The organism is Trinickia sp., from assembly GCF_035492435.1.
GTDB lineage: Bacteria > Pseudomonadota > Gammaproteobacteria > Burkholderiales > Burkholderiaceae > Trinickia.
The window spans coordinates 1-26,557 of sequence record NZ_DATJJF010000216.1; the positions used below are offsets into that span (position 1 = coordinate 1).

Here is a 26,557-nt window from a genome sequence, read left to right on the forward strand (position 1 = left end):
AAAACCTACCGCAGAACGCAAACGCAAAAAGGCTGCTGCAGTGGCACGCCTGCGCAAGCAGATCAAACGGTCGTTGCCGCCGAAAAAGCGATACTGACCGGGAACTGCCGGGCAGCCATGCTGAAGCGGCCGTCTAGTGCCCAGCCCGGTGTCTCGCGTAACCTCCGCATGGGGAACCGGTTCTGATCTGGGCCGAGTGGCCGGTTGAGTTCGCAATACCGGCCACACGATTTTCTGCGATCGATAGACCGCTTCGGGTCGACTTCGGCCCGACGCGGATTGTTGGATGGCGGCCAACTCCGCCGGTTCAAAGTCGGACCGAATGCAGCCAGCAAGTGAATCGTCCGCGCGAGTTGACCACGCAACCCCACCGCACACGTACTACTTCGCGTTGTCTTACTTGCCAACAAAAACATCACGATACGCGCCGTAGATCGCCAGCAGCGGCAGCGCAGTCAACACAGGCGTCATGACTAAAGCGCGCACTGCGAACGGCATCGTCGGCATGAACAGCACGGCAAGCGTCATCAGGAGGAAGCAGCCCAGCGTCACCTGCCAGTTACGCAGTGCGCCGCTGAGACTGGCGATCATGGCGTCAAGCGGTGTCATGTCGTGCAGTACCACGAGTGCTGGAGCGAAGCATGCAGCAGCAACGGCGATGGCGTAGATCGACGCGCCACACATTGCTTCGAGTGTGCCGCGCAGGCCCGGGGCGCCGCCGTAGCTGATTGACACGCTATGGACGCCGTTGGCCGTAACCGAAGCCATCAGCGAGACATCGAAAGTCGCCAGCAGGACAACGTAACCGATTGCGACCGTCGCCACCGCATACAGTCCGATCACGCAAAGCGCGTTGCTATGGCGCACAATTACCGTGCACATGTCGCGAAACGACACTGGCTCGTTCCGGCTTGCGCCCTCTTGCACGAACATCAACGCGCCGACCACGAGGGGCGCCAGCAACACTGCCAGCGGCCGCAACAACGGCAAGAGGCCGAGCAGCGTAACGAAATCGGCGCAGAGAAGCGCGATGCTGAGCCACAACACCGGCTGCATGCTGACCGCGCGCCAGCCGGCTGCGAGCCACGCGAGAAAGCGCAGGGGATTGACTTCATGGCCAGCGGGGAAGCGCAATGCAGGGGCGCTATGAATGCGGGTTTCCCTTGAAACGGCGCTCGGGTAATCGATGTTCATGACGATTTCCTCTGATAAGCGAAAGTGGGAGTGTTGCTACAGTGTCCGGTTATTCGATCATTCAATAATTCTGTGATTCGGTGATTTGCTTCTCGTCGCTTCGTGTTCAAGACGTCGGGTCGCGATCGAGACTTGCCGAGACCACGTCGATTTGCCGCTTTACATAGCGCGTCACGGCGCGCCAGCTCATTCGTGTCAGCCAGACACAGAACAGCAGACCCAACACGCCCATCGGCAGCATCGCGACCAGATGGTTGTATTTACCGCCCGATGCGTGGACGAGAATCCGGTCACGACCATCGGCGATGTCGACGCTGCCGTCGCGGATCTGCATCGAGTCCGGACCGCTGTTCGCGCTCAGACTGCTGGTGTTGCCGTGCGCGTCTTCCTCGATCTGCACGCGGTCGCCATCGTCGCTTGAGATCTTCCATACGTCCGACTTGCCTTCCGGACCGGCACTGGCAAACGACACGCGATCATCATCGTCATTTCTCACGTCGAGCGTCAGCACCTCATCACGGCGCACACTCAAAGTACCGTCCTTCTCTTTGGTCAGAAGTTGCCGCGCGCCGTCGCTCGGGGTCTCGATGTTGAGCTGGTCGTCTTCCCTGCGCATCTCGATCGGACCGGCACGCGTCACCATCGACACCCTGCTGCCGTCCTGTAGATCGAAGACAAACCGGTTGCCGACGATCTTCAAATCTTTCAGGTTGCCCGGCGATTCCTCGCTGCCCTTGTCGTTCCCGGGGGTGGCGCTGGCGTTGACGCTATTTGCGTTGGCAGACTTGTCGTGTTCACGGCTGCCGAAGTGGATGGACGGAATGCCGTGCGCCGGCGTGCTAAACAGGTGGTGTCCGCTCAACGCGACCACGCCGACGATCCCGGCAATGGTCAGCCCCGTAAAGGTTACGTAACCGATGGTCAACACCGCCAAGTACAACATGAACGGCACCAGTAGCAGTACATTCAGCAGCCCCAGCCCCGCGATCGACACCATCACGCGGAACAGATTGCCGAGCGAGCGGCGGCTTTGCCATTGCCGGTAGTTCGCCTGCGCCTTCAGCTCGCGGGCCAGCTTGACCGGATCTCCCAGCGCGGCGATCAAGTCTTCCTCGCGACGTCCGGCCGCGAGCGCGTCGCCAATGTACTCGCGATAGTCAGCCACAATTTCGTCGACCGCTTGCTTGGGCAGACTGCTGAGTTCCCGACGTAGCGCTTCGATGAATTCGTCCTGCTTCATGGGTTTTCCCCTGAGTTCTGTTTGCCTTGTTGTCCTAGCACGCAGTTGACCTCGCTCACAAAACTGCGCCACTCTTCTTCCATCTCGAGCAGCCTGAGCCGCCCCGCGCCCGTCAGTGAGTAATACTTACGGGACGGCCCCGAATTTGACTCGACGAGGTAAGTCGACACCCACGCTTCTGCCTGCAAGCGGCGCATCAGCGGGTATATCGTGCCTTCGCTGATTTCCATTGTTTCCGCCAGCGTCGACACAAGTTGATAGGCGTAGCTATCCCCGCGGGCCAGGACGGCCAACACGCACATATCGAGCGTTCCTTTCTTTAACTGCGTTTTCATTAATTGCCACGTTTGTAGTGTGCGTTGCACGGTACCGTGCATTGCACTGTTTCCGGGTACACTTACAGCCGGGAATCACGAGTGCACTGTAGCAGCATCTACTGTTTTATGCAAGGTACCGTTCTATGCACGCTCCTTGCGTCGGCGAACGCGGTTACCGGCGCGCCAGACGGCTTCGCCGTAAGTAGCCTGCGGGCATTGCTTAGTCAACGGTTGGGCTTCGAAGGTCCGCTTCCGAGAATTGCGACGGGCTGCTGTGGGTCGAACAGCGACACGGGCCTCCGGCAGAGGCCGCCCCGACCGTCGCTTTACGAATCAGCACGCTTGGCGCTCAATCCGTTTTCAGTCGGATTCATGTGGACCGAGGTTGACCAAATCCGGTTACACAGCGATTGCGACTACACGGAGCCCGAAAAGCAAAAAGCCCAGTCTCGCGAACTGGGCTTTTTGCTTGAATCTACTGGGGTGGCCGATGGGACTCGAACCCACGACGACAGGAATCACAATCCTGGACTCTACCAACTGAGCTACGGCCACCACTAAAAACTCTTTCTGCTTGGCTCGCCAAGATCTGGCTCAACCAACGAAGAAGCGAGATTATACAAACTCGTTTTGATCTTGCCTAGCCCTTTTATCAACAAATTTCGGCAGGCATCCGCAAATGCGTCCGAGCCTCATCAAAGATCGAAAGGTCGCGGGCTGCGAGCCGCTTGCTGTCCGACAGCACACGGCGCCAACCGCGCGACCCTGCCACGCCGTGGTAGAGCCCAAGCAAATGACGCGTGACGGCGCCCAGGTACGTACCGCGCCCAAGCTCGCGCGCGCAATATTCGATCAGTTGCGCTTCGATGTCATCCCTCGTCGGCGCCACCTCGCTCGATCCATAAAAGCGCGTATCCACGTCCGCAAGCACATACGGGTTGTGATACGCCTCGCGCCCGAGCATGACGCCATCGACCTGGCGCAGATGCGCCTCCACCTCGTCGAGCGTCTTGATCCCGCCATTGACGATGATCTCAAGTGCCGGAAAATCCCCCTTGAGTCGATACGCGTAGTCGTACTTGAGCGGCGGAATTTCGCGGTTCTCCTTCGGAGAGAGTCCCTTCAAAATCGCATTGCGCGCATGAACGATGAACACGGTGCACCCGGCATCAGCGATGGTCCCCACGAAATCGCGGACGAAGGCATAGTCCTCGACATCGTCGACGCCGATCCGATGCTTGATCGTCACGGGGATCGCAACAGCGTCGCGCATCGCTTTCACACAATCGGCCACAAGCCCAGGCTCTTTCATCAGGCACGCGCCGAAAGCGCCGCGCTGCACACGTTCGGACGGGCAGCCGCAGTTGAGATTGATCTCGTCATATCCCCACTGCTCACCGAATTTGGCTGCGCGAGCAAGATCGCCCGGCTCGCTCCCACCCAACTGCAGCGCGACAGGCGCCTCTTCTTCCGAAAATGCCAGATGGCGCGCAACATCGCCATACAGCAACGCGCCTGTCGTCACCATCTCGGTATAGAGCCACGTGTGACGCGAAACGAGCCGGTGAAAGTAGCGACAGTGACGATCAGTCCAATCCATCATCGGCGCGACGCACACGCGGCGGGGACTGGAAACGGCAACGGAGGACATGAGAAATCGATCGATAAGCAAGTTCGCAATTCTACCGCAACGCTTTTGTCCGTCCTTGCGACACCGCTATCCTGCCTGCTCCCGCAGCCGAGCCGCTAGAATGGAGCCCGCGCACGGCGCAGTGAGCCCCAAAGCACCACTTGCTTGCCGCACAGTTCGAGCAAGAACCGCCTCGGGTCCCTGCGAGGAAAAGAAAAGACGAGAAGAGAAAGGAGCATTCATCGATGAGCGGCGGAGTTCCCCGTCATTACGTGACACGGTGCATTCTGGTCTGGACGCTGCTGTCGGCACTGGCCGGATGCGCGCTCTTCTCCGGTCCGAAGCCGCCGCCGGTCGCGCAACAGCCCGCGCCAGCCCCCGAACCGGAGCCCGAACCGCCCGCCGCGCCGGCGTCCGAAGCGTCGGCCCCGCTTCCCGCTCCCCCGAAGCCCCGCGAGGTTCCGGAAGTCCACAAGGCGCCGCCGCGTCCACACTATCGACGCACGCCCCCGCATCACGAGCCGCCGCCCGAAATACCGCCTCCCCCGGCCCCCGTCAAACCGGCGCCGATCATCGAGACGCGACTGCTGTCGTCCACCGACACGCGCAGCTTGCTCGATGCTCGGGTGCAACGGCCCGACGGCAAGGTGATCGGCCGTGCCATCGACATGTTCGTCGACCAAGACGGCAGGCCAGTCGAAATGATGGTCAATCTCTCCGGATTCATGGGCATTGGGGATCGCAAGGTCCGCTTTCCCTGGAGCGCCTTCAAATTCAGTTCGACACCGAAGAAGGCCATCACGCTCGATCTGCCGCGCGGCTTGCCGCCCGCCGCCGAAGCCACGAAAAAGAAGGGCATGGCCTGGAGCGCCGATGAGCGCGACGGCACGTCGCTGCTGCGGCTCATCGACGCAACGGTGGAGCGTGGCGATGGCTCGCGCGTCGGCCGTGTGACCGACGTCATCATCGACACTCACGCCACCCCGCAGGCCGCAGTACTCGATGTCGGCAGCCTGATCCGCGAGCGGCGCCGCATCGCGGCGGACTGGTCTGCGCTACGCGTTGTGCGCAAAAGCGATGGCCTTGTGGTGCAAACGGACATGACCCAGGCACAAGTCGATGCTGCGCCGAGCTATGAGCCGGATCAGCCGGTGCATGCGGTTTCGCCCGCGAAGCCACCTGCCCGGCCCGCGGCTGCCAGCGCCGCTTCCTCACGGTGACACAGCGAAGATGGCAACACTACGCAGTCTTCGCGCGCTCGATTGGCTGAACTTCTTCCTTGCCAATGTGCAGACTGGCTTCGGCCCGTTCATTGCGTCATATCTCACGACGAATAAATGGACTCAGGGTGAAATCGGCATCGCACTCAGCGTCGGCACGGCCACCGCGATGCTGAGCCAAGTGCCGGCCGGCGCGCTCATCGATGCATTGCGCGACAAGAAAGCCGCCGCCGCTATCGCCATCGTGGCAATCGCGGCCTGTGCGCTGCTGCTCGCGGCGAGCCCGACTCTGGTACCGGTCATTGCCGCCGAAGTATTTCATGGCTTCGCGAGCTGTATGCTCACGCCCGCCATCGCCGCAATCTCATTCGCGCTCGTCGGCCGCCATGCACTCGGCAATCGCCTGGGCCGCAACGCGTGCTACGCCTCGATCGGCAGCGCCGTGGCCGCAGCGCTCATGGGCGCGTTCGGGGAATACTCTTCGGCGCGTGCCGTGTTTTGGCTCACCGCGGCACTGACAGTGCCCGCGCTCGTCGCGTTGTCGATGATCGAGCCCACTAGTCGAGTCGCACCCGGCCTCCCCACCTCGCCCGAAAAACGCGGCACCATCAGCGAGCTGCTACGCGACAAACGTGTGCTTATCTTCGCCGCGTGCATTGCGCTATTCCATCTCTCCAACGCGGCGATGCTCAATCTTGCGGCCGGCGAAGTCACGACGCATATGAGCGACAACGTCCAGCTCGTCATCGCGGCTTGCATCATCGTGCCGCAGATTGTCGTCGCCGCCCTGTCACCGTGGGTCGGGCGATCAGCCGAACGCTGGGGGCGACGTCCGCTGCTCGTTTTCGGCTTCGCCGCGCTGCCCGTTCGTGCGTTACTGCTCGCCAGCATTTCGAGCCCATACCTGCTTGCGCCAGTGCAAGTCTTCGACGGCATCAGCGCCGCTGTGTTCGGCGTCATGATGCCGCTCATTGCGGCGGACGTGGCAGGAAGCAAAGGCCACTACAACCTGTGCATCGGCTTTTTTGGGCTGACTGCCGGCATCGGTGCGACGCTCTCTACACTGGTCGCGGGATTCGTCGCCGATCGCTTCGGCAACACAGTCAGCTTCCTGCTGCTCGCCGCGGCCGGTGCAGCGGCCGTCTTTCTCGTGTGGGCAGCGCTGCCTGAAACGCGCGATGCATCGGAGGCGAAGACCGGCGACGAGCAGCTCCCCCCCGCCTCACCGTAACCCGGCGCGCGACAAGCAGGTCATGCCAACGAGCGAAAGTGCGCTGGAACGCGACGCGGTATCAGTGAAGGATTGCATTTAGCGCCGCGGCGGCCAGGTTTGCCGTGGCCTGCAATGCAATCTAATCGCAATCGCCGGATAAATACTTTCTTCCCTCGCAGTTGATCTCGACGACGCCGCTACTGTTTTCATCGGCAAGTCCCGCAGCGAGTAGCTCAGCCGATACGGCCATGGAAACCAGCGGCGGAGCGTAGCCAATGCCGACCTCGTTCAAGCGCCGTAGTGCTTCGATGGCTTCCGGGCTCAAGGATTTGACCATGACCTGCTCCCTTGCATGCGAGTCGTGGTTTCATGCTAGCACTTTCGCCTACAAACGCTCCAACCGGATCCTCCCCTACGACGCCCCGAAACCACGCCCCTATAATGACGCTCGTCCGCTTCGCCCATGTGCGAGCCGCGAGCACTACCCCCAAGCCAAGCGCCCCAACATCATTCATGCAAAAGGTCATTCTGCCCGTCGTCTCGGGCTTTCTTGCCGCACTGTTTTTTCACGAGGCAATGCTCGCGCTGCTGCACGCCGCGGGTCTCATCGAGGCTAGTGGATTCTCGACCGCACGCTTCGCACCGCTCGAGATTCCCGAATTCGTCGCCAATGCGCTCTGGAGTGCCATTTGCGCTGTCCTGATGGCCTGGCTGCTGCGCGTCGACCCAGAGCGCCCCGCGCCGTGGGTGCCAGGATGCCTTTTCGGCGGTATCGTACTGACGACCACGCGGCTCTTCGTCATCGATCCTCTGCGCGGCATCTGGCCAGGCGGCAACATGTTGGCGCCACTCGCGGTCGGCTTCGCCGTGAACGCGGTTTGGGGTTGGGGCACGCTCGTCTTCCTGCGTGCTTTCATGACGAAAAGCACCGAGGAACCCGCGTAACGCATTTTTCGCGCTCGCTCATACGCGAACAGGGTTCGCGCTTTCATCCGTCAGCCATGCAGGTGGCGCAGCGGATGCGTCTCAACGGACCAAGGGCGGACGAACATGCGATCGACGTCTAAGCTGCGCACGTCCTCGATGCGAGCGATACGCCATTGAGGATGGTCGTCCTTGTCGACGATGCGCGCGCGCACGCCTTCAACAACATCGCCGAACTCAAACATCGAACGAGTGAGATCGAGGTCGCGTCGCAGACATTCGGCCATCGAACCTTCGGCACGCGCCACCACATCCAGTGAAACAGCCATGGCAAGCGGCGAGCGCTCGCGGAGGGTCGCCACGATTTCCTCTGCCCAGTCGCGCGCGCCGTCCGCTCGCTCGGCCTCGAGCGAGGCCAGGATATGCGCAACGTCACGCTGGCCGAAATGGCGATCGATCCATGCGCGCGCGGCGGCCAGCGAGCTGCACTGCGGATCGCGCGCGGCGTCGCAGGGTGCCGTGGCGGCTGCGCGCGCGATGCAGTCGACGACATCTGCCCCGTCGGCGAACGGTTCGGAACGAAGTCGCTCGAGCAGTGCCGGCAACGCAGCCTCGTCGATGCAAACATCGGCCAACCCCGCATAGAGCGCGTCCGCTGCGCGAATCGTCGCGCCTGTCACGGCCAGATACTGGCCAATCGCCCCTGGCGTGCGCGCGAGAAACCAGCTGGCACCGACGTCGGGAAAAAAGCCGATACGCGTCTCGGGCATCGCCATTTGCGTCGATGTGGTCACGACGCGCAGCCCACCGGTACGATGTGCGCCCAGTGAGATACCCATGCCGCCACCCATGACAATGCCGTTCATCAATGCGATATACGGTTTTGGATAAGTGAATATGGCGTAATCGAGCGTGTACTCCTCAATGAAGAACTGCTCGCGCGCCGAAACGTCCGCGCGCAGGGAAAGATCGTAAAGGTGGCGCAGATCCCCCCCGGCAGATAAGCCGCGCGGGTGTGGACTGTAGACGACGATGGCGAGGATGCCCGCGTCCGCGCGCCATGCATCGAGCGCTGCGTGCATAACGCGGATCATCGGCAGCGTAAGTGCGTTGAGTGCCTGCGGTCGATTGAGTTCGACAAAACCAATTCGATTGTCGACGAATGTGCGCAATTCATCACATGCGATTGAACCGGGCTCGGACATGGCCATGGCATGCTCAAAGGCAATGACGGGAATATGCAACGGTAGCACGCGCGGACATTGACAGGGAGCCAAATCGTCGGCGCGCTTTGTCTTTACCCAAGAGGCACCGAACGGCAACCTCAGTGCGCGCTCATGCGCGAGAAAACATTGAGGACGACGACACCCGCGATGATGAGCGACAAACCCGCCACTGCGGCGAGGTCGGGCACCTGGCGGTAGAGAATCATGGCGACGAGCGTGATCAGCACAATGCCGATGCCGGACCAGATCGCATAGACGATTCCGACCGGCATGGTCTTCAGTGTGATCGACAGGCAATAAAACGCAACGACGTAGCCACCCACCACGACAACGGACGGCACAATACGCGTGAAGCCGGCCGACGCACGTAACGCGCTCGTGCCGACGACTTCCGCGACGATTGCGACGGCCAGCCACAGGTAGCCCTGGCCGCGCATCGATCAGACCTTCGCGAGCGCAAGCCGCGCGTAGTCAAGGCCGAGCTCAGCGCAGAGGGCCTCGACGACGAGCTCGTGATCTGCGCGTTGAGGCAGCCCAGACACCGTCACGGAACCCACGACGCCGATCCCTGCCACCGCGAGTGGGAAAGCGCCGCCGTACGGAGCATAGTCTTCCACGGACAAGCCATGCTTATCGACGAGCGAGGTGCCAGCCTGCTGCATGCGCAATCCGATCGAATAAGAGCTGCGTCTGAAGTGCGCGACAACGTTGCGCTTGCGCCGAACCCATGCCGTGTTGTCGGGCGTCGCGCCCTCCGTCGCGCAGAAAAAGAGCGGTTGCCCAAACGTGCGGATGTCGATAGCAACCGCTAGCGCCCGCGCCGTCGCGACCTCACGAAGATAGGCGCCGAGCTGCCAAGCGCGCGCCGCATCGAAGCGAGGAAACACGAGCGTATGTTCCTGTGTAGCAATCGTTGTGAGATCGTGATCGATGTCCATATGTCCGGGAATCGTTGGCCTTGACCGCGTGAACTTCTGGAGCGATAGAGGAAGGCAAGATGGCGATGCGCCGAAATTTTACCGCACGCAATTGCCTCTCAGGCACGTCCGTTGGACGTGGCGCAACCCGGTTCGGGCCAATGGTGCCAACGCTTTAAAGGCAATCGTCCAAATATTGAACAATTGCCCCTCATAACCGCTTGCATCTTTCGTACGTTTGCCGCTATAATCTTTTCTTCGACGGACGCGGGGTGGAGCAGTTTGGCAGCTCGTCGGGCTCATAACCCGAAGGTCGTAGGTTCAAATCCTACCCCCGCAACCACTACTCAGTGCGCTGTCCGTAGCCAAATTTATCAAAGAGCCCGATCGTCACAGCGATCGGGCTCTTTGTTTTTTAGGTCCCGTTTTCAAACCCCGATGCATCCCGGCTTATCGGGGCTTTATGCACTCCGACTTCCTATTGCACGTCATCTGACGAGACCCTATCGTTGAGTCGCCGCACAGCACCTGCTTAAAAAACAGCAAGCCCGTGAAATACGAGCAGCAAAATTGCAGTGATGCCAGGAGACCAACCATGAGTAGTAGCACTACCGACCCGTCGGGCCGTAGCGCCGGCTCGCCGTCGTTCTTCTCGAAACAGGCCACCGTCGCCCGCCCGGGTTTCTCACGCTGGTCAGTGCCGCCCGCGGCGCTCGCGGTTCACCTTTGTATCGGGCAGGCTTACGCTTTTTCCGTCTTTAACGGACCGCTCACGAAAGTAATCGGCATCACGCAATCCGCGCCCGACGACTGGTCGCTCACGACGCTCGGCTGGATTTTCTCGCTCGCGATCGTGTGTCTCGGCCTGTCCGCAGCGTTCGCCGGTAAATGGCTCGAGCACGTCGGCCCCCGTCGTACGATGTTCACCGCTGCGTGCTGCTTCGGCGGCGGCTTCGTCGTATCGGCCGCCGGCGTCTGGCTGCACCAGATCGTTCTGCTTTATCTCGGCTACGGCGTGATTGGCGGCATTGGGCTTGGCCTCGGCTACGTCTCCCCTGTCTCGACGCTGATCCGATGGTTCCCTGACCGTCGCGGAATGGCGACGGGCATGGCGATCATGGGCTTCGGCGGCGGCGCGATGATCGCGGCCCCGCTCTCCGTCGCACTGATGAACCACTTCAAAAGTGCGACAAGCGTCGGTGTGGCCGAAACGTTCGTCGTGCTCGGTATCGCCTACTTCATCTCGATGTCGATCGGCTCGCTCGCCATTCGCGTGCCGCCGCCTAACTGGAAGCCGGCAGGCTGGACGCCCCCCGCGACCACGAACAAGATGATCACGCGCAACCACGTCCATATCGACGAAGCATTGAAGACACGGCAGTTCTATCTCATCTGGCTGGTGCTCTTCCTCAATGTGACGGCCGGTATCGGCATTCTGGGTCAGGCGTCGGTGATGATCCAGGAAAGCTTCAAGGAGACCGTGACGGCGGCAGCAGCGGCGGGATTCGTCGGCCTGCTTTCGCTTTTCAATATGGGCGGACGTTTTGTGTGGGCGTCGGCCTCAGACTGGGTCGGCCGCAAGAACACCTATTTCATCTTCTTCACGCTCGGCGCGGTGCTCTATTTTCTTGTGCCGACTTTCGCGACCGCCGGCAATATCGGGCTCTTCGTACTCGCGTACTGCCTGATCCTCTCGATGTATGGCGGCGGCTTTGCGACCGTGCCGGCCTATCTCGCCGACATGTTCGGCACCGCGTTCGTCGGCGGCATCCATGGCCGCTTACTGACCGCGTGGGCTGCCGCTGGCGTGGCGGGCCCCGTGCTCGTCAACTACATCCGTGCTTACCAGGTGGCGCACGGCGTCGCCAAGGCCGATGCCTACACGATGACCGTCCATATCATGGCCGTGCTGCTCATCGTTGGCTTCATCTGCAACCTGCTCGTCACCCGCGTGCACGAAAAGCACCATATGACCGAGCCGGAACTCGCGAAAGAACTATAAGGGGAAGCCATGAACGACCATCCGAGCGCCGTTCATCCGACGAGCCGCGTTGCCCTCGTCGTTTTTTGGGCCTATGTGCTCATTCCGCTGGCATGGGGCGTCATCAACACGCTGCGGCAAGCCATGAAGCTCTTCAGCTAATACCGCCGGGCGGGAGTGGGAGCAGGCGCTTGCGCGCCAAGTCCCGCCCCTTCCCGCGCTGGAGGCCTTCTTCCGGCGAGCCGCCCGCCACGGGCGAACCAAGCGCCTTGCGTCCGAATCGCACGCTGCATGCGGATCACGGGCTGCCCGGTGATAAACTCGCATCACCCTGTTGCGCGTGCCTTCTATGAAATTCTGCTCAGCATGCGGCCATCCAGTCCGCCTACGCATCCCCCCCGGAGACAATCGGGAGCGGTTCGTCTGCGAGAACTGCGGCGCCGTGCACTACCAGAACCCTCGCAATGTCGTCGGCACCGTGCCGGTCTGGGAGGACAAAGTGCTTTTGTGCCGCCGAGCGATCGAGCCGCGCTACGGCTACTGGACCCTGCCGGCCGGCTTTATGGAAATGGGCGAAACGACCGCGGAAGCGGCCGCGAGGGAAACGCTCGAGGAAGCCGGCGCCCGCGTGGAGGTCCAGCATCTGTTCTCGCTGTTGAACGTGCCGCACGTGCACCAGGTGCATCTTTTCTATCTGGCGCGTCTGCTCGATCTCGACGTTGAGGCCGGCGAAGAAAGCCTTGAGGTGCGGTTCTTCGAAGAAGACGAAATTCCGTGGGACGATATCGCCTTTCCCACGGTTGGGCAGACGCTGCGTTTTTTCTTTGCAGACCGCTCCGCGGGCAGCTACGGCCTCCATACGGGCGACGTCTTCCGCTCGTTGCGCGAAGGCTGAGATCGGCGTCTGTCAATGGTTCCCTGGCTCGGTCCCGACGATCCCTTCCCCCCCGTTGAGCGCGCGCTTGCGGCCGCGAGCGGCGCACCGGGTCTGCTCGCAGCGAGCTCGGATCTGCTGCCTTGGCGTCTTGTCGATGCGTATCGCCGCGGCATCTTCCCCTGGTACTCGGATGGGCAGCCGGTGCTCTGGTGGTCTCCCGATCCACGCATGATCCTCGTGCCCCGCGAATTCAAGGTCTCGCCGTCGCTGCGCAAGACCATCAAGCGCGTGCTGCGGGAGCCGCGCTGGGAAATCCGCGTAGACCACGATTTCGCCGGCGTGATGCGCGCCTGCGCCCAGGCTCCCCGCCGTGGCCAGCGCGGCACCTGGATTACGGCCGAAATCGTCGATGCCTACTCGTCGCTACAACGCGCCGGCGAGGCGCATAGCGTGGAAACGTGGCTCGACGGCAAACGCGTCGGTGGTCTCTACGGTGTGTCGCTCGGGCATATGTTTTTCGGCGAATCAATGTTTTCGCAGGTCAGCGACGCATCGAAGATTGCGCTGGCCACGCTCGTCGGGCACCTTCGCCGCCACGGGGTAGAAATGATAGACTGCCAGCAAAATACGTCGCATTTGGCATCGCTCGGTGGCCGCGAAATTGCGCGCAAGGCTTTCGTGGCCCATGTGCAGTCCGCTGTCGCCCAAGCTCCGATTCCATGGCACTTCGACAAGACAGCGCTACTCGAAGTCATGGCTCTCGGGACGCCAGGCGATCAAGCCCGCTGAGCCTGCATCGCAGCGGCTTGCAAATAATCAGGGACGATGCTTCGAGAGCCCGCCCATGACGCGTCCAAACGAGTTGCCGCTTTCACCGCTTTCCGCGCTGCAATTCTATGCAACGGCTGCCTACCCTTGCAGTTACCTGGAGGGACGCGTCGCTCGCTCACAAGTCGCCACCCCCAGTCATCTGATCAATTCAGACGTATATAGCGAGCTGGTGAAAGTCGGCTTTCGCCGCTCGGGCGTCTTCACCTACCGGCCGTATTGCGAGGGTTGCCGGGCCTGTGTGCCGGTGCGCGTGCCTGTTGCCGCATTCAAGCCGAACCGTACGCAGCGGCGCGTGTGGAAGAAGCATGCGGGGCTCATCGCCTCGGTGTCGCCGCTCCATTACGACGAAGAACATTACGCGCTCTACATGCGCTACCAAGCGGCGCGCCATGCGGGTGGCGGCATGGATCGCGACAGCCGAGACCAGTACGAACAATTCCTACTGCACAGCCGGATCAACTCCCGTCTTGTCGAATTTCGTGAGCCGGCCACTGCAGCACCCGGCGTGGCCCCCATCGAGCCGGGCGTGCTGCGCATGGTCAGCATGATCGATATCCTCGGCGACGGACTTTCCTCCGTCTATACGTTTTTCGAGCCCGGCGCGCCGCACACGAGTTACGGCACCTACAACATCCTTTGGCAGATCGAGCAGGCGAATAGCCTCGGACTTCCGTATGTCTATCTCGGCTACTGGATTCGCGAGAGCGCGAAAATGGCTTACAAATCGAACTTTCAGCCGCTGGAGGGGCTATTCGATGGACGCTGGACGACCCTCGCGTTGAGCGAAGACAACGGCCTGCCGCACGTCGACGAAACAGGCCGCGCATCCGGAACCTGACACAGCCGCCCCATGCGGGCGTTTTGGGTCCGCTCGCGAAGCCGGTAAGATATGGGGTTCCCTCATTTTCTGCCGCCTTTTTCCGTGCTCAGTTCACTTTATCCGCTTGCACGCGCCCAGCTCTTTCGCATGGACGCCGAAGACGCCCACCATCTGACATTGCGCGCGTTGCGTGCAGCCGGCCGCACCGGGCTCGCCAAGCTGCTCGCGCCGCATGTACCTGATCTACCGCGCACCGTCATGGGCATTGCATTTCGCAACCCCGTGGGCCTCGCGGCCGGCCTCGACAAGGACGGTGGCGCCATCGACGGGCTCGCGGCGCTCGGTTTCGGCTTCATTGAAGTCGGCACCGTCACGCCACGCCCGCAGCCCGGCAATCCGCGCCCGCGCATTTTTCGGCTGCCCGAAGCCAGCGCCATCATCAACCGAATGGGCTTCAACAACAGCGGAGTCGATCAGTTCGTCGAAAACGTTCGGGCCGCGCGTTACAAGGGGCCGCTGGGGCTCAACATCGGCAAGAACGCCGACACCCCGATCGAGCGCGCCGTCGACGACTACCTCTATTGCCTAGAGCGCGTCTATCCGTTCGCGAGCTACGTGACCATCAACATATCGTCGCCCAACACGAAGAACTTGCGTCAACTGCAGGGAGCGGACGAACTCGATGCACTCATCGGAGCCCTCAAAGACAAGCAACAACGCCTTGCCGACCTGCACGGCAAACTGGTACCACTCGCACTGAAGATCGCGCCCGATCTTGACGACGAGCAGATCGAATCGATCGCACACACGCTATTGCGGCACCGAGTCGAGGGAGTCATCGCGACCAACACCACGCTCTCGCGTGCCGCCGTGACCGGCCTCACGCATGCCGAGGAATCCGGGGGACTTTCGGGCAAGCCCGTCTTCGACGCCTCCAACCAAGTTATTGCCAAGCTGCGCAAGCACCTCGGCGATGCGGTGGCGATCATCGGCGTGGGCGGCATCGCCTCCGGAGAGGATGCCGTTGCGAAGATTGCCGCCGGTGCGTCGCTCGTGCAGCTGTACACCGGCTTCATCTATCGAGGGCCCACGCTCGTTGGCGAATGCGTCGACGCCATCGCCCACGCACACGCGCCGGTCATATAGAAATAATCAGACGGTATTTCGGAGCACTACGTCAGGTCGCTATCATTGGCTGCTTCATAACAACGAACCGCGCTCGCGGCGAGGAGAGATAGGATGAAAATTTCGACGTTGAAAAAAGTGCTGGCGCTCGGGTTTATCGGGGCAGCCTGCATCGCAACGAACGTTGCCCATGCAACCGATCTCCTCGACGACGCTCACGCGCGCGGCACGTTGCGCATCGGACTCGAAGGAACATTCCCTCCCTTCGACTCCAAAGCGCCAAGCGGAGAACTGGTAGGTTTTGATGTCGATATCGCCAAAGCGGTGGCTCAGAAGCTCGGCTTGAAGCCCGAATTCGTCACAACTGAGTGGAGCGGCATCATCGCCGGCCTGCAAGCCGGCAAGTTCGATGTGATTGTCAATCAAGTCAGCGTGACGGATGCGCGCAAAGAGGTGCTGGACTTTTCGCCGCCCTACACCTATTCAGGCGCCCAACTCATTCAGCGCAAAGATGACAAGCGCGCGTTCAAATCGCTGGAAGACTTGAAAGGCAAGAAGCTCGGTGTCGGCCTGGGTACCAACTACATGGAAATGGCCAAATCCGTGCCGGGCATCGACGTGAAGACCTACCCGGGCGCCCCCGAGTATCTGAGCGATCTGTCGGCCGGGCGGCTCGATGCGGCGCTCAACGACCACCTGATGGTCGCCTACTTGCTCAAGGGGTCGACTTTGCCTCTGCGGCCGGGCGCCATGGTCGGCACAGGCAACCCTTCAGCCATTCCATTCAGAAAGGGCAACCCGAAGTTTGCCAAGGCGATCGCCGATGCCATGACACAGCTCGAAGCCGACGGCACGTTCGCCAAGATCTCCAAGAAGTGGTTTGGTATTGATGTCACGCAACCCGCCACGGCCGCTGCGAAGTAACTGTTAAGACGGCACATCGAGCAAAGGGGCGGCATCCAAGCGGTGCCGCCCTTTCGCAAGCGGCGCACACGTTGCCGGTGCCCGAACGTGCGCCGTCCGTCAGGACTCCTTATTCGTTACACGTCATGTCCACGACCTCCCTGCTCGTTCAATCGATGCCCGTGCTCGCGCAGGGCGCCGTCCTGACGGTCAAGTTCGCGGTGCTCTCGATGATCTTCGGGCTCATTGCCGCAGTCGCCTTAGCCATGATGGGCGTGAGCCACAACAAGTCGCTCAACTGGATCGCACGTGCGTACGTGAGCGTCATGCGCGGCACACCGCTGCTCGTGCAGATCTTCGTCGTTTATTACGGACTGCCAAGCCTCGGCATTTCGCTGGAACCGACGCCAGCGGGCGTCATTGCCCTGTCGGCCAACGTAGCGGCCTATCTTTCAGAGAGTATGCGCGGTGCAATCAATGGCATCCCTCGAGGCCAATGGCTTGCCGCGTACAGCCTTGGCCTATCTAGACGGCAGACGCTGCGCTTCGTGATTGGGCCGCAAGCATTGCGCATCGCGATACCGAGCCTCTCGAACAGCTTGATCAGCCTGATCAAGGATACGTCACTCGTCTCCGTCATTACGGTGACCGAGCTCTTGCGCAGCGCGCAGGAAATCATCGCGTCGACCTATCAACCGCTGCCCCTTTATCTCGCGGCTGCGGCCGTTTATTGGGTGCTCTGCCAAGTGCTCGAGTGGCTCCAACACTGGTATGAGCGGCGCCTTGCGTTGCCCACACGGCATTAGGCACCCCATGCGCCGGCCTCTGCGGATGCGCGCACCGTGTGAGACGCACGGCCTCAGCCTCCTCGTCACACAGCGGGCACAGGCAATCAGCCGCCATGGCACGCGGGCCAGTGCTCGGCGGCGATGACGTCTATCGCAACCTGCTAGCGGCGGCCCGGCACCTCGACGGCGAACTCGCGACTCACCTCGTCGGCGGCCAGTTCAACAAGCGCAAGCGCCGCTGCTTCGGCCTCCTTCGGATCGCGCCGCTCGATCGCCGTGACGAGACGCTCGTGCGTTTGCACAGAAATCTCCCACACGCCCGCCTTCTGTCCGAGCACGCCTTGCGTTGCTTGCAACGCACCGCGAATGATGGCTGCCATCTGCTGAAAGAACTGATTACCGCTCGCGTGAACGATGCGTGTATGCAGCAACTCGTTCGCCGCCGCGTAACCCGGATCCCCGGGCGCGAGCCCCTTGAACGCGTCGAACGCTTCGCGGATAGCCGAAACTTCCGCCACGCTCGCGCGCGCAGCAGCCTGCGCCGCCGCTCGGGGCTCGATGAGCATCCGGAATTCGATGACATCCCGCATAAAAAGCGGATCCGGCTTCGCCCTGAAGCGCCAATTGACTACATCCTCGTCGATCATGCGCCAGTCGCGCATCGCACGAATGCGTGTGCCAACCTTCGGACGCACATCGAGCATATGCCTCGCCAGCAACATCGACAGCGCCTCGCGCATGACGGTGCGACTAACGTCGAACTCTTTCGACAGCACGTCTTGCGGCGGCAAAATTGCCCCGTACTTTTCTTCGACGATGCCTGTGACGAGTCCGTCCATCACCTTGCTGACCAATGAACGGTCCTTGCCCTGCTCCATAGCCCCCCCCGTTGCGTCGTCCAACGCCTGTCTCCTGTCCATTCGCTTCACGCCCTCGCCTAGTGCTGCCAGGTACACGAATACGGTGCTTCGGCCAAATTCGGCACGCTATTGGGAAAGGCCTGACAGGGTTATCCCTCTGACCGTATTGCCCGATATGCTTGCATGACGCTCACCGCCGCAACCCGCCACCTCGTACGATTACTTCGTACTCCTACATAATGCAAGTCTTAAAGGACCGCAATTACCGCGTACGATTACTTCGTAGTACTACACATCCGTGATATCCGACTCGGCATTTCAGCCCTTGCTACAACACCGCCTGTCACAGCTTTGCTGCGCTCCTACACTCGAACGACTCACAGGCAAAGTAGGAAGAATCGTTATTGCTGCACGGTACGTCTGATAAACCCCCCTTTCAGTTCGCAATCGCACCTTACAGGCCGCAGAGCACCCGGTACTCGCACAGAGTTGATACGGCAGCCATCTCGGACACCTTATAAACGCGTCTCAACAATGAGCCACTTCCGACATGCGCAAGTCCTGGAAGACTTCGGCTAGCGAGCGGCCGTCATACGCACTCACGTTCCACTACATGACGTACGAGCGAACACTTCCGTCACGCTCATTCCAACGCGCCGCATATGCTTTCATTACCCTATCACCCTTGCTGCATGCGGCTTTCAATCATCAGGCGAGATATGGCAGCGCAGCATTGACCGTGGCCCATGCAACATAACTGAATCAATTTTGGTACGTGGCCGTCCTCACTTTGCGCAATGGATCGGGCCCGTGCCGAATCGCCTCAAGACCGGCGCCACCCCAATAAATCACCATCTTTTCAATGACTTATCTTATCCACCAGAACCACCCACCTATCACCGCGGCAATTGGACGCATTGTGCAGATTTGAAACAAAAAGGTTGGGCAAACGCGTTTAACTGCACTGCATCACAAGCTGATGCCCTTCGAATGCTGTTGTATTGGGGCTTGGCACGATCCTCGCTGAATGCTGGCGCGCAATTGAGCGCTGCCGCACAGACAGCGGTATGTCCAGGGAGCGGGAAGCAGGCCGGAATGGATAAGTCGCGGAGGTAAGTACGTTGTCTCACCAGCACCTATCCATACCGCCGGAAGCAACCATGAGCCGCAGGAGCACGTGCGCTTCGCGCATGACGTGGCCGTAAATTCGAGGACCGAAAAAATGCTGACGCTACAATCCGACCTTCACGGCAATCACCTTCTCGGCGCTCTGCCGCCCCACGAATGGCAAGCGCTGACCCCTCACCTGGAGCTGGTTCATCTTCGTACAGAGCAGTTGCTCTGCGACTGCGGTCATAAGATTCACCACGTGTATTTTCCCACCACGGCCATCATCTCAATTTTGTCGATGATGGAAGATGGTGGTTCGGTCGAGCTTGCGGCCGTCGGTCGCGAAGGGATGGCGGGCGTGCAGGTGCTGACGGGCGGAGAAACGATGCCGAGCCGGGTACAAGTGCAATGCGCCGGGTTCGCCTATCGGATGAGCGCTCAACAATTGAGGCACGAAATCGCGCGCTCCGAACTGCTGCGCAGGCTCATGTTGCTTTATATGCAGGCACTTCTCACGCAAGTCGCGCAAACGGCGGCTTGCAATCGTCACCACTCGTTGAGCAAGCAGCTTTGCCGTTGGCTTTTGATCGAGATCGATCGTGCCGCGAGCAACGAACTCGCGGTAACCCAGCAGATGATTGCCGACATGCTTGGCGTACGCCGCGAGGGCATCACCGAAGCGGCCGGCAAGCTCCATGAAGAAGGGCTCATCTACCACAGCCGTGGCCACATCAAGGTGCTCGACCGTGAGGGCCTCGAGGGGCGCGCTTGTGAGTGCTATGGGCTCGTCAAGCGCGAATTCGACCGGTTGTTGCCGAGTTTGCGTCAGGCGAATCCGGTCGACTGAGCGCGGTGGCCCATAAGGCCGCCGCTTGTGGCCACAGCGCGCACACGCGTGCGCTCAGTTCGCTCCTACATCGCTGCGCACGCGCGTGCGCACTTCGTAAATCGCCGCGAGCATGGCAAGTCGCGCGCGCTCTTGCGCGGCCTCGGTCTCGGTCATCCCGCCGCAGGCCCGGCCACCGACAACGATACCGAGCCCTAGCGCATAGTTGCCCGCGAACGTGGTCGGGGCCACGTCGTCGTCAGCCAACCGCGCATAGGCGGCATCCAGTGCGCACCGTAGTTCACGTTGCATAATTGCAATCCTTCAAGGCTTCAATGCACGTATGAGGGTTGCCTCATAGCGCAAGACGGGCTTCCCTACGGGAACTGCCCACCGAAGCGCGATGGGAGGCGTGCAATCACACGCAGATTTCCTGCCTGATCTGCCGTTGCTGCCTGATCCGCCGCTCTGATTGACGTTACTGCGGCGGAAGATAGCGGATCGTCTCGACCCCGGAAGCCGTACCGAGCAGGCATACATTCGCGCCGCGAAGCGCAAAAAGCCCGACGGTCACAACGCCAGGCCATCCGTTGATCGTCGCCTCGAGGGTGCGCGGATCGCGGATCTGCAGACCTTTGACGTCAATGATCTCGTTGCCGTTGTCCGTGATGTAGGGCGTGCCGTCCTGACGCACGCGCAGTACCGGCACTGCGCCGAGATCCGTGATACGACGGCCTATCGCCGTGCGCGCCATCGGCACCACTTCGATCGGAAGCGGGAACTGGCCCAGGACGTCCACCTGCTTGGACGCATCGGCGATACAGACGAAAACCTCGGACACCGACGCGACGATTTTTTCGCGCGTGAGAGCGCCGCCGCCGCCTTTGATCATCGCGCCGCTCGCATCGATCTCGTCGGCACCGTCGACGTAGATTGGCAATGAATCGATTTCGTTCAGATCCAACACGCGAATGCCGTGTTGCTGGAGCCGCGCCGTTGTGGCGACGGAGCTCGATACTGCGCCGAGATAACGGTCTTTGTGCGAGGCGAGTGCGTCGATGAAGCAGTTCGCGGTCGAGCCGGTGCCGACGCCAATGACGGCACCATCGGGCACATGCTTGAGGACGTAATCGGCGGCCGCCTCTCCGACGAGGCGCTTTAATTCGTCTTGGTTCATGAGGGAAACAAAGTCAGGCGAAAGGCGTAAGTCTACCGGAGTTGCCGAGTCGGCCATACGCCATGTAAGGGGGCATTGCGCTCACGCAAGGTTGTGTTCATCAACCTGGTCCGGCACAAACATGTAACCAATTCCTCTGACCGTCCGCACCCGGCGGGGGTTCGAGGGATCGTCCTCCAGCAGTCTGCGCAGGCGCCAAACCGGCACATCGATCCCGCGCTCGGTGAGCCGATGGCGTGCTCCGTCGAGCAATTCGAGAAGATGTGCGCGCGAAAGGGTTTGCAGCGGGTGCGATGCGAAGGCTTCCAGCAGCGCATACTCGCTGCCAGTCAACTTGACCGGCTTACCGTCGCGACAAAGCGTCCGAGTTGCGAAGTCGAATTCGAAAGCACCGAAGCGGCAAGGCGCACGCCTTTGCGCGACCGGGCCGCCATTCATGCCGCCCTGCCGGCGCAGCACGGCACGAATACGTGCCAGCAGCTCCTGCGGCATGAAAGGTTTGCCGAGATAGTCGTCGGCGCCGAGCTCGAGACCGATGATGCGATCAGCGCCTTCCGCGCGCGCCGTCAGCATGATGACTGGAATGGAGTCACCGCCTGAACGCAGTTGCTTGAGCGCGGTCAGCCCATCGACGCCCGGCATCATCACATCCAGTACGATGATCGATGGCCGCTCCCGTTGCAGGCGACGCGCGAGACCGCTTGCGTCATGCAACACGGAAATCTCGACGCCCTGCTGCTGAAAGAAGGTGCGAAGCAGATCGCGCAACACCTCGTCATCGTCGACGAGCAATATCTGAAGCGCTGGATCAGACATAGGCGGACAAACTCTCAACTCACATGGGCGCTGACGGTCTTACCTACAACGGCCGTCGCAGCACCCACTGCAGTCCAACCATCGGGCCTTTGCAACGAAGCATCGCAACATCACAGCCCTTGCTTGCCGGCCCTTTGGCGCACGGCTTCAAACAGACAAACGCCGCTTGCCACTGAAACGTTCAGGCTTTCGACGGTCCCTGCCATCGGGATGTGCATCACTTCATCGCAAGTTTCACGCGTCAATCGGCGCATGCCCTCGCCTTCGGCGCCCATCACAAGTGCGACAGGGCCATCGAGCTTCGTGTCGTAAAGACTGGCGGGAGCGTCGCCTGCGGTACCGACGACCCACACGCCCATATCTTTGAGTTCCCGCAATGCACGCGCCAAATTGGTCACAGTGATGTAAGGCACCGTATCGGCCGCTCCACTGGCCACTTTTGCAGCTGTCGCATTCAGGCCGACCGCACGGTCGCGCGGTGCGATGACAGCATGCGCGCCCGCCGCGTCGGCAACGCGCAGGCACGCACCGAGGTTATGCGGATCGGTGACCCCGTCGAGTACGAGCAACAGGGCAGGCCCCGCGATGCCATCGAGGAGCTCTGCAATATTCTGCGCGAGGGGCAAATCGGTCGCCCGGGCCACGACGCCCTGGTGGCGCTCAGTATGCGCAAGCCCCCAAAGACGCGTTTCGTCGGCCGCGATCAAGCGCACACCCGCTTCTTTCACGGTGTGCAGGAAGTCCTGCATGCGGCGATCGCGCCGCGTTGGGTCGTATAAGACCTCTTCGACTGTCGACGGATCGTGACGCAAGCGCGCCGTTACCGCATGAAAACCGTACAAAACCTTCAGACGTGCCATATTCAGTTCTTTTTACGTGCTCGAGCCTTTGAGGCAGGCTTCGACGCAATACTTCGTTTTTTCGCGACCTGCGCCCGGGTGGCGCGCGCTTCTTTGACCGCCGCCGACTTTCCGGGCGCCGCTTTCTTTCGCGGCATGCCTTCCCCGCGAATCAGCGGACGCACTCTTGGAGCGTCTTCGGTGTCGACCAACGAGCGCTCAGCGGGCATTGCGCGCACCATCGACGGCGCCTTCGACGGTACGTCGCGCACCAAGCGGAAATCGATCTTGCGCGCGTCGAGATCGACGCGGCTCACCTGTACGCGTACGCGGTCGGACAACCGATATCGGATGCCGGTGCGCTCGCCTCGCAACTCGTTCTTGATCTCGTCGTATTGAAAATAGTCCGAGCCCAGTTCGGTCACATGAACAAGCCCTTCGATAAAGAGCGTATCAAGCTGTACGAAAATGCCGAACGACGTGACGCCGTTGATCATCCCGCCATACTCTTCACCGAGCTTGTCGCGCATGAAATAGCACTTGAGCCAAGTCTCGACGTCGCGCGACGCCTCGTCGGCCCGCCGTTCATTAGCCGAACAATGAAGCCCCAGCTCTTCCCAAATCGCCGTGTTCCCCCGGCCTCTCGAGCGTGGTGTCTGCTCCTCAGCCTGTTGCTGCAGCGCGCGGGCTCGCGGCGAGAGCGCCGTGTTCAGCACGACGCCGTCCGGCGCTTCGGGCTGATACTTGCGACCAGCGAGAATCGCATAGATCGCGCGATGCGTCAGCAGATCCGGATAGCGTCGGATCGGACTCGTAAAGTGAGCATAGGCGTCGTAAGCGAGACCGAAGTGGCCGATGTTGTCGGGGCTGTACACGGCCTGTTGCATCGAGCGCAACAGCATCGTCTGCAACATCTGCGCATCGGGGCGCTCGCGAATCTGCGCCATCAGCGCCGCATAGTCGCTTGCGTGAGGTGTCTCGCCGCCCTCGAGCGCGAGCCCCATCCCGCGCAAGAACGTCCGCAGGTTTTCAAGCCTTTCCGCAGTCGGCCCGGCGTGAATGCGGTAGAGGCCCGGATGCTTGTTGCGCTTAAGGAAGTCGGCCGCGCAGACATTCGCAGCCAGCATGCACTCCTCGATCAGCTTGTGGGCGTCGTTGCGGTGGCGCGGCACAATCTGCTCGATCTTGCCCTGCGCATTGCAGACGATGTACGTCTCTGTCGTTTCGAAATCGATCGCCCCGCGCCGTTGCCTCGCCGCGAAAAGCGCCTTGAAGACGGCGTAAAGGCTCTGCAGATGCGGCACCAGTTCCGCCCTGCGCGCCGCCTCCGGCCCCTTGGTGTTCGCGAGGACGGCCGCAACCTCGGTATAGGTGAGCCGCGCCGCTGAATGCATCACCGCCGGGTAGAACTGATAGGCCTTGAGCTCGCCGCGCGCCGTCACCACCATGTCGCAGACGAGGACGCAGCGATCGACTTGAGGATTGAGCGAGCACAAGCCGTTCGAAAGCTTCTCCGGCAGCATTGGAATGACACGGCGCGGGAAGTACACCGACGTGCTGCGTTCGATCGCGTCGGCATCGAGCGCCGAATCGGGCTGGACGTAATGCGAAACGTCTGCGATCGCGACAATGAGACGAAAGCCTTCGCTGCGGCCCACCTTCATCGGCTCGCAGTAAACGGCGTCGTCGAAGTCGCGTGCGTCCTCGCCGTCGATCGTCACGAGCGGCACGTCACGCAGATCGACGCGATGACGCAAGTCGGTCGGGCGCACTTCATCGGGCAGACTCGCGGCTTCAGCCAGCGCTTTATCGGCGAACTCATGCGGCACGCCATACTTGCGCACGGCGATTTCGATTTCCATGCCTGGATCATCGATATCGCCAAGGACTTCCACAATGCGCCCCAGCGGTTGCGAATGACGGCTCGGGAAGTCAGTCAGCTCGGCGACGACAACTTGGCCCACTGTCGCCTTCTTCGTGTTCTGCGTAACGAGAATATCGTGGGCAATCCGCTTGTCCTCGGGTGCGACAATCAGTGCACCGCCTTCGTTGAGCAGCCGGCCGATCACGCGTTTGTTGGCGCGTTCGGTCACCTCGACGACATGGCCTTCGGGGCGACCGCGTCGGTCATAGCCGACGATGCGCGCGAGCACGCGATCGTTGTGCATGACCTTTTGCATCTCTGCGTTCGGCAGGAACAAATCGTCCTGGCCTTTATCGTCGCGCACGACGAAGCCGAAGCCATCGCGATGCCCCTGCACGCGGCCGGCAACGAAGTTCGACGGATGAGTGAGTTGATAGTGGCCGCGCTTGTCGAGCCGGATCTGGCCGTCGCGCTCCATAGCGCCGAGACGCTTGAAGAAGCCTTCGCGCTCCTGGCGCTTGATCGACAGCGTCTCCGCAATGTCATTCGCGGTAAGCGGCGTGTCGCTCGTTCGGAGCACGCCGAGAATTTCTTCGCGGCTCGGTATCGGGTACGGATATTTGCTCAAGGGCGCTGGACGGTATCGAGGATTGTTCTAGTGTGGGGGGCTTCGGACATACAATCGCGCCATTCTAGCACTCGCGCGAGGGCGTACGGACGCCGACGTACGCGGTGCATTGCGCGGTGCACGACGATCGTGTCGTCGAGCCAGAAAGCCAAGGCGGGATACGGCAAGGCCCAATGAAGCGCAAAACGACACGCGCGCAGCGCGCTCATCGATTTTTTAGACAAAGTGCTTGACAGCCATTTTCAGACCGATATAATTACGTTCTTTGCTGCACACGACACCTAGCCCAGGTGGCGGAATTGGTAGACGCACTAGTTTCAGGTACTAGCGGGTAACACCGTGGAGGTTCGAGTCCTCTCCTGGGCACCACTGAAACCCTTATCCAGAAAGGGTTTGCAGCATAATCAATGACTTACGGGACGGTAGCAGCCGGTGTAACATACACCAACCGCCCGATAAGCCATGACCAATCATCTCCTCAAACGCGGCAGTCGGTATTACATCCGCCGCAAAATTCCCATTGATTTGCGGGCCCATTACCAGGGCCGAAAAGAGATCGTCAAAGCCCTCGGCACGTCCGACCCGGCAGACGCTCGCAGACTCGTCCGCGAAGAGAGCGTCTGGCTTGATCGCGAGTTTGACCGCCTTCGCGCCGATCCGTCCCAAAACGCCTCCGCTACCGACGACAAGCCCGCCGTCTATGACGCGTTATCCGGCAAGTCATATAGACCTCGCGTTACTACCCTTACGCGGGCGCAAGCGGATGAGATGGTGCAGGACATGCATGAGTCCGCCGAGCTTTTCGAAGAGCCGCTGGATGCGCAATACGCGAATCATGATCGGCAGGTAGCCCGCGAGACCGAACGGCAGGCCAAGCACGAGCGGCAGGTATCGGCGTACGAGGAGGCGCTGTGTCGTATCGTCGCGCGTCACGGTAGCCTGCCAACCACACCCTCTTCCGCGATCCGTGCCGACCTTCGCGCGGCTGAGCAAAACCGGCGTGAGGGTGGACCGTCCGTAGGTCATCTAGCCGCCCTTGCCGAACAATGGGCCAAGGAACGCAAGCCCACGGTGCGGACGGTGCGTAAGGCGGAACTCATCGTCGAGCGCTTCTACACGCTCGTCGGACGCGTCCCGGTCGCCAGTATCACGCGAACGCACGTCCTCACGTTCAAGAACAAGCTCCTGGAGTCGGGGCAAACAGCCGTCAATACCAACAAGCAGCTAACGA

General features: G+C 61.1%; 27 protein-coding genes, 3 tRNA genes and 1 pseudogene. 16 read left to right on the top strand and 15 right to left on the bottom strand.

Annotated features, from left to right (window positions below):
• Nucleotides 1-97, top strand: a pseudogene (locus VL598_RS15550) (30S ribosomal protein S21); the annotation flags it as partial.
• Between the two features lie 299 nt (nucleotides 98-396).
• Here VL598_RS15550 and VL598_RS15555 read toward each other — a convergent pair.
• The 5 genes from VL598_RS15555 to dusA all read right to left on the bottom strand — a co-directional run bounded on the left by VL598_RS15555 (nucleotide 397) and on the right by dusA (nucleotide 4,402).
• Nucleotides 397-1,194, bottom strand: coding sequence for a BPSS1780 family membrane protein (locus VL598_RS15555; RefSeq protein WP_325327623.1), 798 nt, complete (start codon nucleotides 1,192-1,194; stop codon nucleotides 397-399).
• 106 nt (nucleotides 1,195-1,300) lie between these two features.
• Entirely contained in the window at nucleotides 1,301-2,434 is a 1,134-nt protein-coding gene (locus tag VL598_RS15560) for a DUF1700 domain-containing protein (RefSeq protein ID WP_325327624.1), read from the bottom strand.
• Entirely contained in the window at nucleotides 2,431-2,769 is a 339-nt protein-coding gene (locus VL598_RS15565) for a PadR family transcriptional regulator (protein WP_325327625.1), read from the bottom strand. The genes VL598_RS15560 and VL598_RS15565 overlap by 4 nt, the downstream gene beginning before the upstream one ends.
• A gap of 461 nt (nucleotides 2,770-3,230) precedes the next feature.
• Nucleotides 3,231-3,306 (bottom strand) — tRNA-His (locus VL598_RS15570).
• A gap of 97 nt (nucleotides 3,307-3,403) precedes the next feature.
• Nucleotides 3,404-4,402 carry a tRNA dihydrouridine(20/20a) synthase DusA gene (dusA, locus tag VL598_RS15575; RefSeq protein WP_325327626.1) on the bottom strand — a complete coding sequence of 333 codons (999 nt, stop codon included), beginning with the start codon at nucleotides 4,400-4,402 and terminating at the stop codon, nucleotides 3,404-3,406.
• Between the two features lie 224 nt (nucleotides 4,403-4,626).
• Between dusA and VL598_RS15580 the strand changes: the two genes are divergently transcribed.
• Complete coding sequence (locus VL598_RS15580) at nucleotides 4,627-5,601, top strand: PRC-barrel domain-containing protein (RefSeq protein WP_325327627.1); 975 nt, start codon at nucleotides 4,627-4,629, stop codon at nucleotides 5,599-5,601.
• Nucleotides 5,602-5,611: 10 nt separating this feature from the next.
• The gene (locus VL598_RS15585; protein WP_325327628.1) at nucleotides 5,612-6,832 is read left to right on the top strand and encodes an MFS transporter; all 1,221 of its coding nucleotides are present in this window, start codon (nucleotides 5,612-5,614) and stop codon (nucleotides 6,830-6,832) included.
• 121 nt (nucleotides 6,833-6,953) lie between these two features.
• Here VL598_RS15585 and VL598_RS15590 read toward each other — a convergent pair whose 3' ends face one another.
• On the bottom strand, nucleotides 6,954-7,151 hold the full coding sequence (locus VL598_RS15590) for a hypothetical protein (protein ID WP_325327629.1): 198 nt from the start codon (nucleotides 7,149-7,151) through the stop codon (nucleotides 6,954-6,956).
• A gap of 176 nt (nucleotides 7,152-7,327) precedes the next feature.
• Between VL598_RS15590 and VL598_RS15595 the strand changes: the two genes are divergently transcribed.
• Entirely contained in the window at nucleotides 7,328-7,759 is a 432-nt protein-coding gene (locus tag VL598_RS15595) for a hypothetical protein (RefSeq protein WP_325327630.1), read from the top strand.
• A gap of 50 nt (nucleotides 7,760-7,809) precedes the next feature.
• Here VL598_RS15595 and VL598_RS15600 read toward each other — a convergent pair whose 3' ends face one another.
• The 3 genes from VL598_RS15600 to VL598_RS15610 form a co-directional block, all read right to left on the bottom strand.
• The gene (locus tag VL598_RS15600; RefSeq protein WP_325327631.1) at nucleotides 7,810-8,949 is read right to left on the bottom strand and encodes an enoyl-CoA hydratase/isomerase family protein; all 1,140 of its coding nucleotides are present in this window, start codon (nucleotides 8,947-8,949) and stop codon (nucleotides 7,810-7,812) included.
• A gap of 113 nt (nucleotides 8,950-9,062) precedes the next feature.
• Nucleotides 9,063-9,401, bottom strand: a complete 339-nt coding sequence (locus VL598_RS15605) for a multidrug efflux SMR transporter (RefSeq protein WP_325327632.1) — start codon at nucleotides 9,399-9,401, stop codon at nucleotides 9,063-9,065.
• Between the two features lie 3 nt (nucleotides 9,402-9,404).
• Nucleotides 9,405-9,902 (bottom strand): heme-degrading domain-containing protein, encoded by a 498-nt coding sequence (locus VL598_RS15610; protein WP_325327633.1) that lies wholly within the window; start codon nucleotides 9,900-9,902, stop codon nucleotides 9,405-9,407.
• Nucleotides 9,903-10,147: 245 nt separating this feature from the next.
• Between VL598_RS15610 and VL598_RS15615 the strand changes: the two genes are divergently transcribed.
• From VL598_RS15615 to VL598_RS15655, 9 genes are all read left to right on the top strand, one after another.
• Nucleotides 10,148-10,224 (top strand) — tRNA-Met (locus VL598_RS15615).
• Nucleotides 10,225-10,476: 252 nt separating this feature from the next.
• Nucleotides 10,477-11,883 (top strand): L-lactate MFS transporter, encoded by a 1,407-nt coding sequence (locus VL598_RS15620; RefSeq protein WP_325327634.1) that lies wholly within the window; start codon nucleotides 10,477-10,479, stop codon nucleotides 11,881-11,883.
• 9 nt (nucleotides 11,884-11,892) lie between these two features.
• The gene (locus VL598_RS15625) at nucleotides 11,893-12,024 is read left to right on the top strand and encodes an MFS transporter small subunit (protein WP_325327635.1); all 132 of its coding nucleotides are present in this window, start codon (nucleotides 11,893-11,895) and stop codon (nucleotides 12,022-12,024) included.
• A gap of 187 nt (nucleotides 12,025-12,211) precedes the next feature.
• Entirely contained in the window at nucleotides 12,212-12,757 is a 546-nt protein-coding gene (locus tag VL598_RS15630; protein ID WP_325327636.1) for an NUDIX hydrolase, read from the top strand.
• 15 nt (nucleotides 12,758-12,772) lie between these two features.
• The gene (gene aat, locus VL598_RS15635) at nucleotides 12,773-13,528 is read left to right on the top strand and encodes a leucyl/phenylalanyl-tRNA--protein transferase (protein ID WP_325327637.1); all 756 of its coding nucleotides are present in this window, start codon (nucleotides 12,773-12,775) and stop codon (nucleotides 13,526-13,528) included.
• Between the two features lie 55 nt (nucleotides 13,529-13,583).
• Nucleotides 13,584-14,408 carry an arginyltransferase gene (locus VL598_RS15640; protein ID WP_414718734.1) on the top strand — a complete coding sequence of 275 codons (825 nt, stop codon included), beginning with the start codon at nucleotides 13,584-13,586 and terminating at the stop codon, nucleotides 14,406-14,408.
• A gap of 84 nt (nucleotides 14,409-14,492) precedes the next feature.
• Complete coding sequence (locus VL598_RS15645) at nucleotides 14,493-15,536, top strand: quinone-dependent dihydroorotate dehydrogenase (RefSeq protein ID WP_325327647.1); 1,044 nt, start codon at nucleotides 14,493-14,495, stop codon at nucleotides 15,534-15,536.
• 93 nt (nucleotides 15,537-15,629) lie between these two features.
• The gene (locus VL598_RS15650; RefSeq protein WP_325327638.1) at nucleotides 15,630-16,439 is read left to right on the top strand and encodes a cystine ABC transporter substrate-binding protein; all 810 of its coding nucleotides are present in this window, start codon (nucleotides 15,630-15,632) and stop codon (nucleotides 16,437-16,439) included.
• A 125-nt stretch (nucleotides 16,440-16,564) separates the two neighbouring features.
• On the top strand, nucleotides 16,565-17,224 hold the full coding sequence (locus VL598_RS15655) for an amino acid ABC transporter permease (RefSeq protein WP_325327639.1): 660 nt from the start codon (nucleotides 16,565-16,567) through the stop codon (nucleotides 17,222-17,224).
• A 143-nt stretch (nucleotides 17,225-17,367) separates the two neighbouring features.
• On the opposite strand, the gene VL598_RS15660 is transcribed toward VL598_RS15655, so the two are convergent.
• The gene (locus VL598_RS15660; RefSeq protein ID WP_325327648.1) at nucleotides 17,368-18,084 is read right to left on the bottom strand and encodes a FadR/GntR family transcriptional regulator; all 717 of its coding nucleotides are present in this window, start codon (nucleotides 18,082-18,084) and stop codon (nucleotides 17,368-17,370) included.
• Between the two features lie 1,204 nt (nucleotides 18,085-19,288).
• Here VL598_RS15660 and VL598_RS15665 point away from each other — a divergent pair.
• Nucleotides 19,289-20,023, top strand: a complete 735-nt coding sequence (locus tag VL598_RS15665; protein ID WP_325327640.1) for a Crp/Fnr family transcriptional regulator — start codon at nucleotides 19,289-19,291, stop codon at nucleotides 20,021-20,023.
• A gap of 54 nt (nucleotides 20,024-20,077) precedes the next feature.
• Here VL598_RS15665 and VL598_RS15670 read toward each other — a convergent pair whose 3' ends face one another.
• From VL598_RS15670 to rnr, 5 genes are all read right to left on the bottom strand, one after another.
• Entirely contained in the window at nucleotides 20,078-20,314 is a 237-nt protein-coding gene (locus tag VL598_RS15670) for a hypothetical protein (protein ID WP_325327641.1), read from the bottom strand.
• A gap of 166 nt (nucleotides 20,315-20,480) precedes the next feature.
• Nucleotides 20,481-21,179: a ribose-5-phosphate isomerase RpiA gene (gene rpiA, locus VL598_RS15675; protein WP_325327642.1), complete on the bottom strand. Its 699-nt coding sequence runs from the start codon at nucleotides 21,177-21,179 to the stop codon at nucleotides 20,481-20,483.
• A gap of 81 nt (nucleotides 21,180-21,260) precedes the next feature.
• Nucleotides 21,261-21,995: a response regulator gene (locus VL598_RS15680; protein ID WP_325327643.1), complete on the bottom strand. Its 735-nt coding sequence runs from the start codon at nucleotides 21,993-21,995 to the stop codon at nucleotides 21,261-21,263.
• 110 nt (nucleotides 21,996-22,105) lie between these two features.
• The gene (gene rlmB / locus VL598_RS15685) at nucleotides 22,106-22,855 is read right to left on the bottom strand and encodes a 23S rRNA (guanosine(2251)-2'-O)-methyltransferase RlmB (protein WP_325327644.1); all 750 of its coding nucleotides are present in this window, start codon (nucleotides 22,853-22,855) and stop codon (nucleotides 22,106-22,108) included.
• A gap of 2 nt (nucleotides 22,856-22,857) precedes the next feature.
• A complete protein-coding gene (gene rnr / locus VL598_RS15690; RefSeq protein WP_325327645.1) occupies nucleotides 22,858-25,326 on the bottom strand; it encodes a ribonuclease R in 2,469 nt (822 codons plus the stop codon).
• Nucleotides 25,327-25,610: 284 nt separating this feature from the next.
• Between rnr and VL598_RS15695 the strand changes: the two genes are divergently transcribed.
• Nucleotides 25,611-25,695: transfer RNA gene (locus VL598_RS15695), tRNA-Leu, on the top strand.
• 93 nt (nucleotides 25,696-25,788) lie between these two features.
• Nucleotides 25,789-26,557: DUF6538 domain-containing protein (locus VL598_RS15700; protein WP_325327646.1), on the top strand; the 769-nt coding region annotated here is incomplete at its 3' end.